10 protein-coding genes are annotated in these 14,147 nt (G+C 55.9%); 9 read left to right on the top strand and 1 reads right to left on the bottom strand.

Features of this window, described 5'->3' with window-relative positions; all coding sequences use genetic code 11:
- Positions 1–49 precede the first annotated feature (49 nt).
- Positions 50–1,729, bottom strand: a complete 1,680-nt coding sequence (fadD, locus tag M3P88_RS06470; RefSeq protein WP_249615519.1) for a long-chain-fatty-acid--CoA ligase FadD — start codon at positions 1,727–1,729, stop codon at positions 50–52.
- 226 nt (positions 1,730–1,955) lie between these two features.
- Between fadD and rimP the strand changes: the two genes are divergently transcribed.
- From rimP to M3P88_RS06515, 9 genes are all read left to right on the top strand, one after another.
- Complete coding sequence (rimP, locus tag M3P88_RS06475) at positions 1,956–2,381, top strand: ribosome maturation factor RimP (protein WP_124734571.1); 426 nt, start codon at positions 1,956–1,958, stop codon at positions 2,379–2,381.
- Between the two features lie 51 nt (positions 2,382–2,432).
- The gene (nusA, locus tag M3P88_RS06480) at positions 2,433–3,914 is read left to right on the top strand and encodes a transcription termination factor NusA (protein WP_124734570.1); all 1,482 of its coding nucleotides are present in this window, start codon (positions 2,433–2,435) and stop codon (positions 3,912–3,914) included.
- A gap of 35 nt (positions 3,915–3,949) precedes the next feature.
- The gene (gene infB / locus M3P88_RS06485) at positions 3,950–6,823 is read left to right on the top strand and encodes a translation initiation factor IF-2 (protein WP_249615233.1); all 2,874 of its coding nucleotides are present in this window, start codon (positions 3,950–3,952) and stop codon (positions 6,821–6,823) included.
- A gap of 84 nt (positions 6,824–6,907) precedes the next feature.
- Positions 6,908–7,294, top strand: coding sequence for a 30S ribosome-binding factor RbfA (gene rbfA, locus M3P88_RS06490; protein WP_124734568.1), 387 nt, complete (start codon positions 6,908–6,910; stop codon positions 7,292–7,294).
- Entirely contained in the window at positions 7,294–8,214 is a 921-nt protein-coding gene (gene truB, locus M3P88_RS06495; RefSeq protein ID WP_249615234.1) for a tRNA pseudouridine(55) synthase TruB, read from the top strand. The genes rbfA and truB overlap by 1 nt, the downstream gene beginning before the upstream one ends.
- A gap of 75 nt (positions 8,215–8,289) precedes the next feature.
- Positions 8,290–8,559: a 30S ribosomal protein S15 gene (gene rpsO / locus M3P88_RS06500; protein ID WP_249615235.1), complete on the top strand. Its 270-nt coding sequence runs from the start codon at positions 8,290–8,292 to the stop codon at positions 8,557–8,559.
- Positions 8,560–8,736: 177 nt separating this feature from the next.
- Entirely contained in the window at positions 8,737–10,884 is a 2,148-nt protein-coding gene (pnp, locus tag M3P88_RS06505) for a polyribonucleotide nucleotidyltransferase (protein WP_249615236.1), read from the top strand.
- A 130-nt stretch (positions 10,885–11,014) separates the two neighbouring features.
- Positions 11,015–11,773 carry a M90 family metallopeptidase gene (locus M3P88_RS06510; protein WP_249615237.1) on the top strand — a complete coding sequence of 253 codons (759 nt, stop codon included), beginning with the start codon at positions 11,015–11,017 and terminating at the stop codon, positions 11,771–11,773.
- A 233-nt stretch (positions 11,774–12,006) separates the two neighbouring features.
- Entirely contained in the window at positions 12,007–14,064 is a 2,058-nt protein-coding gene (locus M3P88_RS06515) for an EAL domain-containing protein (RefSeq protein ID WP_249615238.1), read from the top strand.
- The last annotated feature ends 83 nt before the right edge of the window (positions 14,065–14,147 follow it).

Here is a 14,147-nt window from a genome sequence, read left to right on the forward strand (position 1 = left end):
TGTTAATAGGGCGCGACCGGGGTTTGGGATGGTTTGGCTTTGTATGGGCTTAGGCTGTTTTGCCGATCTGTTCGTCGCGCAGCGCGCGGCGCAGTATTTTTCCGACGTTGGTTTTTGGCAACTCGTCGCGGAATTCGACAGACTTGGGCACCTTGTAGCCGGTCAGGTTCTGGCGGCAGTGCTCAAGTACGGCATCGCTAGTCAGCGTCGGATCTTTGCGTACCACAAAGACTTTCACGACCTCACCCGAGCGCTCATCGGGAATGCCGATGCAGGCCACTTCCAGTACGCCAGGGTGCAACGCCACCACATCTTCGATTTCGTTCGGATAAACATTAAAGCCGGACACCAGTATCATGTCTTTCTTGCGGTCTACCAGTTTGACGAAGCCATCAGGTGTCATCACGGCCATGTCGCCGGTAGCGAGGAAGCCATCCTTGTCTATCACTTTGGCGGTTTCGTCCGGGCGCTGCCAGTAGCCTTTCATGACTTGCGGGCCTTTGATGCAAAGCTCGCCAGCCTCTCCTTGGGCGACTTCTTTGCCGTCTATGTCGCGGATCTGGATGTCGGTAGAGGGTACCGGCAGACCGATGGTGCCGTTATAGTCTTTCAGGTTTAGCGGGTTCATGCAGGCCGCCGGGCTGGTCTCGGTCAGGCCGTACGCTTCCACCAGTGTCACGCCAGTCGTTTGCTTCCAGCGCTCGGCAACCGCACGCTGTACCGCCATGCCGCCGCCCAGCGACAGGCGCCAGCTGGAAAAATCAATCGTCTTGAATTCCGGATTATTCAGCAGGGCATTGAACAGCGTATTTACCCCGGTAATGGCCGTGATTTTGTACTTCTTCAGTTCTTTGACGAAGCCGGGGATGTCGCGCGGATTGCTGATCAGGACATTCAGTGCACCAATTTCGGTAAAAGCCATCAAATTGGCTGTCAGCGAGAAGATGTGGTAGAGCGGTAAGGCCGTAACGATGACTTCCTGCCCTTCGCGTATGCCCGGTTTGATCCATGCGCCGGCTTGCAGCATATTGGCGACAATATTGCGGTGTAACAGCATGGCACCTTTGGATACGCCGGTTGTGCCGCCGGTGTATTGCAAGAAGGCAATGTCTTCATGGCCGATATCGACTTTGCGGTAAGCCTGCTTGCTGCCTTTGTCTAGTGCGTCGTTGAAGCGGACATGGCCGGGCAGATGCCAGGCTGGAACCATTTTCTTGATTTTGCGCACGACGAAGTTGACGATGGCGCCTTTGGGGAAGCCCAGCATGTCGCCAATGGAGGCGATGATGACGTTTTTGACCTTGGTGCGGCGGATTACGTCTTCCAGTACGTTGGCGAAGTTTTCCAGAATAACGATGGTTTCGGCGCCTGAGTCGTTAAGCTGGTGTTCCAGTTCGCGCGGGGTATAAAGCGGATTGACGTTGACGACGGTGCAGCCTGCGCGCAAAGTGCCGAAAACTGAAACGGGGTACTGCAACAGGTTGGGCATCATCAGGGCAACGCGGTCGCCCTTGGCGAGCTTAAGCGTGTTTTGCAGGTAGGAAGCAAAGTGGCTGACCTGTTGATCCAGTTCGCCATAGCTGAGCACCTTGTCCATGCAGGCTACGGCAGGACGATCGCGAAACTTGCTTACACTGGCGTCAAAAACCTCGACAATAGACTTGAATGTATTGATGTCGATTTCGTGTGCGACGCCCGCCTGATAGTTCTTGAACCAGACTTTTTCCATATCCTGTTGTTTCTCCATCGTGTTTTTGGTGGCCGGTATACGCGCACCGGTGCTCTTTTTCTGCAATTTACCTTAACTAAATGCCTAGTGCAAAATTGTCTCTTGTCATGCTTGCATGGTGTGTTATGCAATACAGGCTTGGCGTTTTCTTTTTGCGCTGAATGGGTTACACTAACCGATATTTAGTGATGGGCGGTTCGCCCATTTTTTATTTGTGGAAAATGCAATGGATGTACGTCTGCTGTTGGAAAATACCCTGCCGGGCCTGGGTTTTGAGTTGGTTGATGTTGAGCTGACCCCGGGTGGTGGCTTGCGTGTTTTCATGGACAAAGAAGGTGGCGTAACGATTGAGGACTGCGTGTCGGTCAGCAATCATATGACCCGTTTGTTCATGGTGGAGAATATCGATTACAGCCGGCTCGAGGTATCGAGCCCAGGTCTAGATCGCCCTCTGAAAAAGGAGGCCGATTTTGTGCGTTTCGCGGGACAGCTTGCCAAGCTGCGCACACGACTGCCCGTAGAGCAGCAAAAGAAATTTACCGGTCGTCTGTCGGGCGTTGAGGATGGTGTGCTCAAGCTTGAAGTGGAAGGCCGGATTGTGGAGATCGAACTGTCCAATATCGACAAGGCTCGCATAGAGCCGGAGTTCTGATTCAGGACAGGCGTTTCTCTCACAAAAAGGACAATGTATCCGGAGGAATGAATGAGTCGCGAGATTTTGTTGCTGGTTGACGCCTTGGCTAGCGAAAAGAACGTTAGCCGGGATGTAGTATTTTCTGCTTTGGAGCAGGCGCTGGCTTCGGCAACCAAAAAGAAGTTCACAGCTGAAGACGACATGGAAGTGCGTGTCGAGATCGATCGTCAGACCGGACTGTATAGTACGTTCCGTTGCTGGCTGGTGGTCGAGGACGAGCTTCTCGAATCTGAAGATCGTGAGATGACTTTGGCGATGGCGCGGGAAAAGGATCCGCGTGCCGAGGTGGGAAGTCTGGTTGAAGAGCCGATGGAAGCGGTCGAGTTCGGCCGTATCGGTGCGCAAACTGCCAAGCAGGTCATCTTGCAGAAAATCCGTGACGCAGAGCGTGAGCAACTGCTGACCGATTTCCTCCAGCGTCGTGAGCATATGGTATCGGGCACCATCAAGCGCATCGAACGTGGCAATGCCATTGTCGAATGCGGCAAGCTTGAGGCCGTGCTGCCGCGTGACCAGATGATCCCTAAGGAGAATCTGCGGGTGGGTGACCGTGTGCGCGCTTTCCTGTTGCGTATTGACCGCGCGGGTCGTGGTCCGCAACTGGTGCTGTCGCGGACCAGCGCCGACTTCCTGGTCAAGCTGTTTGAGCTGGAAGTGCCTGAGATCGAAGAAGGCCTGCTGGAGATCAAGGAAGCGGCCCGCGACCCGGGTATGCGTGCCAAGATTGCCGTTAAAGCCAATGATCCGCGTATTGATCCGCAAGGAACCTGCATCGGTATGCGTGGTTCGCGCGTCCAGGCCGTGACGCAGGAGCTGGCCGGTGAGCGTGTCGATATCGTACTGTGGGCACCCGATCCGGCCCAGTTCGTGATCAATGCACTGTCGCCGGCGGAAGTGACCCGCATCATGATTGATGAAGACAATCATGCGATGGATGTGGTGGTTGAGGAAGAGCAATTGGCGTTCGCCATCGGCCGTAGCGGCCAGAACGTTCGTCTGGCGGCAGAGCTGACCGGTTGGAACATCAACATCATGACCGTGGTGGAGGCCGAGGAGAAGCTCCAGGCCGAAGACAATGTGTTGCGCGAGGTGTTCATTAGCCAGCTGGATCTGAGTGATGAGCTGGCGGGCGTGTTGGTGAAGGAAGGTTTTACCTCGCTGGAAGAAGTGGCGTATGTGCCGATTTCCGAAATGCTGGAAATCGACGGATTTGACGAGGAATTCGTCAATGACTTGCGTAGCCGTGCACGTGATGCATTGCTGACGCAGGCAATTGCCACCGAAGAAAAGGTGGAGAGTGTGGAAGATGAGCTTCGCAATCTGGAAGGCCTTGATGCCGAACTGGTGCGCAAGCTGGCTGAAAACGGTGTGACGACGCGTGACGACCTGGCCGATCTGGCCGTGGACGATCTTGTCGAGTTGACCGGTATGGAAGCCGAACCTGCCCGCGCTCTGATCATGAAAGCGCGTGAGCACTGGTTTGCCCAGTAAGCATCAAGCAGAATTAACAGATTGTAGGAAGACGAATGGCATTAACTAATGTAAAAGAATTTGCAGCTGAGCTTAAGCTGACACCGGAGCGCCTGCTTGAGCAGTTGCGTGCATCCGGTGTGGCCAAGCAGGCTGTCAGTGATACTTTGACCGAACAGGATAAGAGCCGCCTGTTGGCGCATCTGAAGCAGGCACATGGTGCGGCTGCGGATAAAAATGTCACCTTGGCACGTAAGCAGACCAGCGAGATCCGCACTGCCGACGGTGGCACCGTCAAGGTTGAAACGCGCAAGAAGCGTGTTGTAGCGCGTCCGGAAGAGTCCGTGCCGGCCGCTGCGCCAGCACCCGCTGCTGCGCCTGCAGTTGAAGTCAAGCCTGTGGTTGAAGCGAAAGCCGAGCCTAAGGTCGAAGCTAAGGTCGAAGCCAAGCCGGTAGAAGCCAAGGTTGCACCCGTTGCGCCGGTTATTTCGGTTGCGCCGTCTGCCAAGCCTGTGGCTGAGCCTAAGCCTGCGGCCAAGCCCAAGGTAGAAGCTAAGGTGGAAAAAGCCGAAGCCAAGCCTGCGCCGGTTGCGCGTCCGGTTGCTCCGCAGTCCATCTTGTCGGCAGAAGAAATTGCTTCGCGTGAAGCTGAAGCACGTCGCCATTCCGAGTTGCGTGCTCGCCAGGAAGCGATGCTGCGCGAAAAGCAGGAGCGTGAAGCGCGCCGCCAGGCTGCTATTGCCGCCAAGAATGCACCACCGCCGCCACCTGCGCCCAAGCCTAAGGCTGAGCCGGTTGCCAAGCCATCCGGCGCTGGCATTACGCCTGCTAAACCGGAAGACCGTCGTGGTGGCGATTCGGTACGTTCGGCGCGCCCGTCGGCTAATCGTCAGTCCGTCTCTTCGTCGCCGGCTCGTGCTGGCGGTGCACCTGCGGGTGCCCGTCCAGCCGTCGCCGCACCTGCACCGGCTGCTGCGCCTAGCGGCCCGCGTTCGCCTGATAAAAAGCCAGGTGGTGGCAAGGGTGGCAATCGCGACTGGGATGACAAGAAAAAAGGTGGTCGTGGCCTGAAAACCAAGGGTGGAGATACCACCGGCGGCTGGAAGTCCAAGAAGGCTGGTGGCCGCAACAAGCATAGCGGGCAAAATGCCTTTAGCGCGCCAACCGAGCCTATCATTCATGAAGTGCTGGTGCCAGAAACCATTACCGTTGCCGATCTTGCTCACCGCATGGCTGTTAAAGCCGCCGAGGTGATCAAGGTGCTGATGAAGATGGGCATGATGGTTACCATCAACCAGGTGCTGGATCAGGATACCGCGATGATTATCGTGGGCGAGATGGGGCATACGGCTAAGGCGGCACAGGCGGATGATCCGGAAGCGTATCTGGAGAAAGACGAAAGCGCGGCTGCCGTTGAGCAAATCTCGCGTCCGCCGGTTGTGACCGTGATGGGCCACGTTGACCACGGTAAGACTTCGCTGCTGGACTATATCCGTCGCGCTAAAGTGGCTTCGGGCGAGGCCGGTGGTATTACCCAGCATATCGGTGCTTATCACGTTAAGACCGACCGCGGCATGGTGACTTTCCTCGATACCCCGGGTCACGAGGCGTTTACCGCCATGCGTGCCCGTGGTGCCAAGGCAACCGACATTGTGGTGCTGGTAGTGGCTGCCGATGATGGCGTGATGCCGCAGACGATTGAGGCGATCCACCATGCCAAGGCCGCCGGTGTGCCTATGGTCGTAGCGGTCAACAAGATCGACAAAATGGGCGCCAACCCGGAGCGTATCCGTCAGGAACTGGTTGCCCAGGAAGTCGTGCCGGAAGATTGGGGTGGCGACACCCAGTTCGTCGAAGTTTCGGCCAAAATGGGCCAGAACATCGACGGCCTGCTGGAAGCCATCTTGCTGCAAGCCGAAGTGCTGGAACTCAAGGCGCCGGTTAATGCGCCAGCCAAGGGTATTATTGTTGAAGCCCGTCTGGACAAGGGCCGTGGTCCGGTTGCGACCTTGCTGGTTCAGTCCGGTACTCTGAAAAAGGGTGATGTGGTTCTGGCGGGTACGGCATTTGGCCGCGTCCGTGCCATGATTGACGAGAACGGCAAGCCGGTTGATTCTGCCGGTCCAGCTATTCCGGTTGAAATTCTGGGTCTGTCCGACGTGCCGCAAGCTGGTGAAGATGCAATGGTACTGACCGACGAGAAGAAGGCGCGTGAAATCGCCTTGTTCCGTGCCGGTAAATACCGTGACGTACGTCTGGCCAAGCAGCAGGCTTCCAAGCTGGAAAACATGTTTGCCCAGATGGCCGAGGGCGAGATCCAGAACCTGTCCATTATTATCAAGGCAGACGTTCAGGGTTCGTACGAAGCACTGGCAGGCAGCTTGCAGAAGCTGTCGACCGACGAAGTTCGCGTCAATATCCTGCACTCCGGTGTGGGCGGGATTACCGAATCCGATATCAACCTGGCCATTGCGTCCAAGGCTATCGTAATCGGCTTTAATACCCGTGCGGATGCGGCGGCACGCAAGCTGGCCGAGAACGAAGGCGTAGATATTCGCTACTACAACATCATTTACGATGCGGTAGACGAAGTGAAGGCAGCGCTGTCGGGCATGCTGGCACCAGAGAAGAAGGAAGTGATCCTGGGTACGGTCGAGATCCGTCAGGTGATTTCTGTGTCCAAGGTTGGCAATATTGCCGGCTGTATGGTGACCGATGGTCTGATCAAGCGTTCCGCCATGATCCGTTTGATCCGCAACCATGTAGTTGTGCATACCGGCGAACTGGATTCGCTCAAGCGCTTCAAGGATGACGTGAAGGAAGTGAAGCAGGGCTACGAATGCGGCCTGATGCTGAAGAACTTCAATGATATCCATGAGGGCGACCAGCTCGAGGCATACGAAATCGTCGAAGTGGCGCGTTCCCTCTGAGTCTGAGTTGAAACAGGGCGGGTGCTTATCCGGCTTAAGGCCGGTGGCACTCGCCTTTTTTGCTGAATATGAAAGGATAGCGTGATGGCTAGAAAAGCATTTTCCCGCTCTGACCGTATGGCTGACCAGATCCAGCGTGATCTGGCCGAACTGATTCGTACCGGTCTTAAGGATCCGCGGGTAGGTTGGGTGACGATTACTTCGGTTGAATGTACGCGTGACTACTCGCATGCCAAGATTTTTTACACCGTGATGGGTGAGGGCAAGCGTGAAATCACTCAAGAGGCACTGGAACACTCGGCAGGCTTTCTGCGCAAGGAGTTGGGGCGTGGCCTGAGTGTTTATACCGTGCCGCAATTGCACTTTGTCTACGACGAGTCGATCGAGCGTGGCGTGTATATGAGCCGCCTGATTTCGGATGTGTCTGAAGTTGATGCCAAAAACCGCGACAAGCTGGGCGAGGACGAGTAATGGCCCAGGTGCGTCGTCCCAAGCTGAATATCGATGGCGTACTGCTGCTCGACAAGCCTTTGGGTTTTTCCAGTAATGGTGCCTTGCAAAAGGTGCGCTGGCTGTATACCGCAGCCAAGGCCGGCCATACCGGCGTGCTTGACCCGCTGGCAACCGGATTGCTGCCGGTCTGCTTTGGCGAGGCCACCAAGTTTTCTTCGTTCCTGCTGGATGCGGACAAGGGGTATCGCGCGACCGTATGTTTCGGTGTGAACACCACCTCCGGCGACAGCGAGGGTGAAGTGGTGCAGCAGCGGCCGGTCAATTTTAGTCTGGACGCGCTGCAGGCTGTGATTGCGCGTTTTACCGGTGATATCGAGCAAGTGCCGCCGATGTATTCGGCGCTCAAGCATCAGGGTAAGCCTTTGTATGAATATGCCCGTCAGGGCATAGAAATAGAGCGTCCGGCGCGCAAGGTCACCATCTTCAAGCTTGAGCTGGAGTCTTTTTCCGGTAATACCGCTGTGATCAATGTGCTGTGCAGCAAGGGAACCTATATCCGTACTCTGGCGCAGGACATGGGCGAGGCGCTGGGCTGTGGCGCGCACCTGACCGGTTTGCGCCGTACGCAGACGGCAGGCTTCCGTCTCGAGGATGCGCTGACTATCGAGCAGGTCGAAGCTGTTGCCGCCGAGGCGCGCACGGGCTTGCTGTTGCCGGTGGATATTCTGCTGGCCCATCTGCCGGAAGTGGCGCTGGATGAAGAGGATTTCGCGCGATTTATGCATGGTCAGGCTGTCCCGTCACAGGCAAACCATGTAATAATGTCGCGTTTTCGCGTGTACCGTGAGGCAACGCGCGAATTTTTGGGTCTGGCCGAAGTAAGGGAAGAAGGTTTCCTGCATCCAAGCCGACTCGTGGTAGCGAAAGCTGCCGCTTAAGTGAAGCACGGATGGGTTCGCGCTCGCCGTGCTTGCCGGGCAATCGCCCTCAATTAGTATTGTGGAGTTTTACACATGGCAATGACCGCCGCGCAAAAAGCAGAAATCGTTAAAGACTTTCAACACCAGGAAGGCGATACCGGTTCTTCCGAAGTTCAGGTTGCTCTGCTGACCGCTCGTATCAACGATCTGACTTCGCACTTCAAAAGCAACACCAAAGATCATCACAGCCGTCGTGGCCTGTTGAAGATGGTGAGCCGTCGTCGTCGTCTGCTTGACTACCTCAAGCGCACCAACAACGATAGCTACCGCGCTCTGATCGCTCGTCTGGGTCTGCGCAAGTAAGTGCAGTAAAATGAAAAGTCGCAGCTCAGGCTGCGATTTTTCACGTTTCAACTGGTCATTCTTATTATCGAAGATGGCGGGGTGAGCCTCTAGTTATCAGCATTTCACCGAGTGCTGATAGCTAGGGGTTCCCGTTATCAAAAGCTACACCAAATCATCCAGAGTAAGGGATTCCCAGTGTTCAATAAAATCAGCAAGTCTTTCCAGTACGGCAAGCATACCGTCACTATTGAAACCGGCGAAATCGCACGCCAGGCTTCGGGTGCCGTTCTGGTCTCCATGGACGAAACCGTGGTACTGGTTTCTGTTGTCGGTTCTAAAAACGTTAAGCCGGGTCAGGATTTTTTCCCGCTGACCGTTGACTACCTCGAGCGCACTTACGCTGCCGGTAAAATCCCGGGTGGTTTCTTCAAGCGCGAAGGTAAGCAGTCGGAAAAAGAAATCCTGACTTGCCGCCTGATCGACCGTCCTATCCGTCCGCTGTTCCCGGCCGGTTTCTATCACGATGTGCAGATTGTTGCGACCGTGATGTCGCTGAATCCAGAAGTGGATGCCGATATTCCTGCCATGATTGGCGCTTCGGCTGCACTGGCCATCTCCGGCCTGCCGTTTGCCGGCCCGGTTGGTGCTGCGCGCGTAGGCTACGCGGCTGGCGAGTACATTCTGAACCCGACCAAGACCGAACTGGTGACTTCTGAACTGGATCTGATCGTAGCCGGTACCGAGCGTGCCGTGCTGATGGTTGAGTCCGAAGCCAAGGAATTGTCCGAAGCCGTGATGCTGGGTGCCGTGGTGTTCGGTCACGAGCAGATGCAGGCTGCCATCACTGCTATTAACGAGTTGGCTGACGAAGTGAACCCGGTCATGTGGGCATGGGAAGCGCCGGCACATGATGCCGAACTGCTGGCACAGATCCGTGAAGTCGCCGGCGAAAAAATCGCTGCCGCCTTCCGCATCCGTCAGAAGCAAGTGCGCTCGCAAGCGCTGGCTGAAGCATGGGATGCCGTTAAGGCCGCACTGATCACCGAAGAAACCAGCACGCTGAAGGCCAATGAAATCAAGGGCATCTTCAAGCATATGGAAGGTGAAATCGTGCGCGGCCAGATTCTGGCAGGCGAACCGCGTATCGATGGTCGTGACACCCGTACCGTGCGTCCGATTTCGGTACGTACCGGTGTGTTGCCGCGTACCCATGGCTCCGCACTGTTTACTCGTGGCGAAACCCAAGCGATTGCGACCGCAACGCTGGGCACCAGTCGCGACGAGCAGATTATCGATGCGCTGGCCGGCGAGTACACCGACCGCTTTATGCTGCATTACAACTTCCCGCCGTACTCCACCGGTGAAGCCGGCCGTATGGGCCCGCCTAAGCGCCGTGAAATCGGTCACGGCCGTCTGGCCAAGCGCGCGCTGCTGGCCGTACTGCCGCCAGCTGACGAATTCAGCTACACCATGCGTGTCGTGTCGGAAATTACCGAGTCCAACGGTTCTTCGTCCATGGCATCCGTGTGCGGTGGCTGTCTCGCACTGCTGTCGGCCGGTGTGCCGCTGAAGGCGCATGTGGCCGGTATTGCCATGGGTCTGATTCTGGAAGGTAACCGCTTTGCCGTGCTGTCCGACATTCTGGGTGACGAAGATCATCTGGGCGATATGGACTTCAAGGTAGCCGGTACGGCTGAGGGCGTAACCGCTTTGCAGATGGATATCAAGATCCAGGGTATTACCAAGGAAATCATGCAGGTTGCGCTGGCGCAGGCCAAAGAAGGCCGCATGCACATTCTGGGTGTAATGAAGGATGCGGTTGAAGGTCCTCAGACCCTGTCCGAGTTTGCACCGCGTCTGTTCACCATGAAGATCAATCCGGAAAAAATCCGCGAAGTGATTGGCAAGGGTGGCGAGACTATCCGTGGCATTACCAAGGATACCGGTTGCGAGATCAATATCGAAGACGACGGCACCATCACCATCGCTTCGGTTACGCAAGAGGGTGCGGATGCAGCCAAGAAGCGTATCGAAGAAATTACGGTTGAAGTCGAAGTCGGCAAGATTTACGAAGGTCCTGTCGTCAAGATCCTCGACAACAACGTCGGTGCCATCGTGTCCATCCTGCCAGGCAAAGATGGTCTGGTTCACATCTCCCAGATCGCCAACGAGCGTATCAAGAATGTGGCCGACTATCTGAAAGAAGGCCAGGTCGTTCGCGTCAAGGCCATCGAAATGGACGATCGCGGTCGTGTTCGCCTGTCGATCAAGGCACTGCTGGAAGACGAGTCCAAAGTGGCGCGTGAAACAGCCGAGTCGTTCGGTTTGAAGTCCGGCAACTGATTGCCGCAGCGGATTTTCCGCTTGGCTATTGAAAACCCGTACGCCTTGCGTGCGGGTTTTATTATTTGGATCTTGCGTGTGTGCATGGTGCAAAATGCAGCGCCATCGGGCCGGTTCAGCAGGAGGGTGGATGTTCTGGAAAAGTGTTGGTGCAGATCATGTGCGGGCGCACAAATTGCAATTTTTGCGTGATGCGATACCGGGTCTGCCCTTGCTGTCGGGTTTATCCGAGGAGGAGGGTGCACGTTTAGCCGAGCTTGCCTTGCATTTTATCGATAGCAAATCCTTGCTGCGTGTCGATGGCGAGCGCTTGGCGGATCTGGATGCGGCCGAACTGGCCTTGCAGGCGGTATTGCCGGTGTTGGCATTAGGTGAGTCGGCATTGGAAGGCTGGCAAGAGGTGATTCTGTATCCGGCAGCCTTTGTGACGCGAGACACCTGGCTGGATGAGATGGGGCTCGCGCACGAGGGCGAGCAGGTGCTGATCGGGCAGGCAAGGCAAGATGGGCCTTTGTTGCTGTCTTTGCCGGATGTGGTGGACTCCCCCTCGTTGGATGGCTGGAATGTGGTCATCCACGAAATGGCGCATAAGCTGGATATGCTGGATGGGGATGCCAATGGTTGCCCGCCTCTGCATAAAGGCATGGATAGGGCACAGTGGGCGCAGGACTGGCAGGCGGCTTATCAGGCATTTGGCCGCCAGCTTGCGGCCGGAGAGCACTCATGGCTGGATCCTTACGCCGCGGAGCACCCTGCCGAATTTTTTGCGGTGCTGTCGGAGTGTTTTTTTGAAACGCCGCACTGGATAAAAGCCGACTATCCCATGCTCTATGCCCATTTGTCTGCGTTTTATCGACAGGATACCTTGGCCAGATTGCCCGCACCGTAACGCCTCGCGTTTTTATGGGGATCTGGCTGGTATGGGCTTGTACGGTATTTTTGATAGAATGCACGTTCTGTGTTGCTTGACTCATGTCGTTTTGGTATTTAGCGATGTTTTGAGAGCGCTATGTGATTTTTTTGCTAGAGGCTGGATTGCTTGGCGCTATGACGGGGTGTGCCATCCATTTAGGACTCATGCGTATTGCGAATAGTGTCGCTTAAACTTGCTAGTGGAAAGTAATGTCGATTAACGTTTTCAACCCTCTGCTTGACCGCTTGCTGGTGCGCTTTGCGACGAATCCTGCGCTCACCGCCATTGTCAGCGTGACTTTGGTCGTGATGCCAATCGCCGTATTGCGCGCTTTACTGCAAGTGTTGGGAACGCTAGCCGACATGGCTGAATGGTCGCAACTGGCTGCCCAGTTGAATAGCTGGCAAGAGCTATGTTTTGCGCTGGTACCCTTGCTGATGAATATCTATCTTGCGCTATATGAAGCGGCGCGGGAGCGGATGTCGCCGGTGCTTTGCGTCACCAGCAGCCTGATGGTGTTGATGTTGTTTCATATGGCGTGGCATCCCGATGGCGGCGTCTTGCCTGATAGTATTCCGCTCGCGATATTGGCCGGCTTTCTGGCAAATGTACTGCTCAAGGCAACACAGCGTTTCCCCGGGCTTTCTGCCGGTAGCCAGAATAGTCTGGTTGAGCAAAACATCAATAATATGTTGGGCTTGCTGGCTGTTGCCGCCGTGGCCGGTGCGCTGGCCTTTCTATTGGTGCCGCTTAGCCATCTGCTGTTTCAGTATGTTTTGCAGTGGCAGTCTGGGCTGGATCCCGCCACGTTTGGCGGCGGGATGGTATATGAGTTGGCTCGTGGCATCAGCTGGTTGTTTGGTATCAATGGCCATCATCTCTTGCGCAGCGTGAGTGATGGATTTCAGCTGTCAAGCCAGCTGAATATGGCTAGCTGGCGGGCAGGTGAGGCGCCGCTGAATGTGCTGAGTAATACGTTTTTCGATGTCTGGTGTGCGGTAGGTGGGAGCGGTAGTACGTTGAGTTTGGTGCTGTGTGTGCTACTCAGGTCTCGCTGCACGGCTTACCGCCATCTGGCGCGGGCTTCTTTGCCGCTGGCCGCCATTAATGTCAACGAACCGCTGGTGTTCGGTATTCCCATTTTTTTCAACCCCGTGATGGCCATTCCCTTTCTTTTGGTACCCCTGCTGGGGTATCTGCTAGCGTATGGGGCAACCATGCTGGGGCTGGTGCCGGTATTGCAGTCGCAAGTGGGGTGGATGATGCCGCCCTTGCTGAATAGCTGGATGGCCAGCGGCGGTTCGTGGGCTGCCGTTTTCTTGCAGTTGCTGATTATCGTCTTGGGTGCCTGTATTTATTGGCCGTTTTTTTGCAGGATGGAGCAGCGCAGTGAAGGCGCTACGCCGGACCTGCCAGCCCTGGCCGGCTTCAGTTTGCCTGAGCGCAAACTGGAAGTGACCACGCAGCAGCACAACTATATTGCCCAGATGCACAGCAATTTCCAGGCGCAAAAAGAAGTGGAAACGCTACAGAAAGAAGGCAGTTTTGAACTGTTTTATCAGCCGCAAATTGCACTGGAAAGCGGGCGTATTGTCGGGGTCGAGGTATTGCTGCGGCACAAGGGGACGGACGGCGTTATCAAGCCGCCCACCTTTATCGCCAGCTTTGACTGTTTGGGTCTGATGCCTGAACTGGATTTCTGGGTGCTGGAGCGGGCCGTGATGGCAGGTCGGGAATTGGAGGCGATGGGGCCCTTGAGTCTGGCTGTCAATTTATCACCGCAGACCTTGCTGGATGCGCGTTTGCCAGCCGTGCTGGATCGCGTGCTGGATCGGCCCTTGCCTGAGGGTATTACGCTGGAAGTCGAGATAACCGAGAGCCAGTTAATAAACGACTGCGTACGCTTTTCCGCCAACTTGCAGGCTCTGCGCGCACGGGGGTTGCGTGTTGCACTGGATGATTTTGGCTCGGGCTATTCGACGCTGGCTTATCTGACCCGCTACCAGTTTGACAAGATCAAGCTGGACCGCTCCTTGGTACTCGCCCTGAAGGGAAAGGCTGGGAATGACTTTTTTACCAGTACGGTGCGCCTGTGTGAGGTGTGTGGCGCCGAAGTACTGGCTGAAGGCGTGGAAACGGCGGAGGAGCTGGCTCAGGTTGCCGCTAGCGGGGTGGTCTTGGTGCAGGGCTATTATTTTTACCGGCCGATGCCGATGGAAAGCCTGCTGCCCTTGCTGCTGAAGCCGCAAGGCGCGGCGCTGGCTTGATGGTAACTTTTCTGCCTGTTTATTAAAGGGGCGCTGCATGGCAGCGCCCCTTGTACATTGCCGGCGGTCTTTTAGCGGCTTGC

The organism is Craterilacuibacter sp. RT1T, from assembly GCF_023502145.1.
Classification (GTDB): Bacteria; Pseudomonadota; Gammaproteobacteria; order Burkholderiales; family Chromobacteriaceae; genus Craterilacuibacter.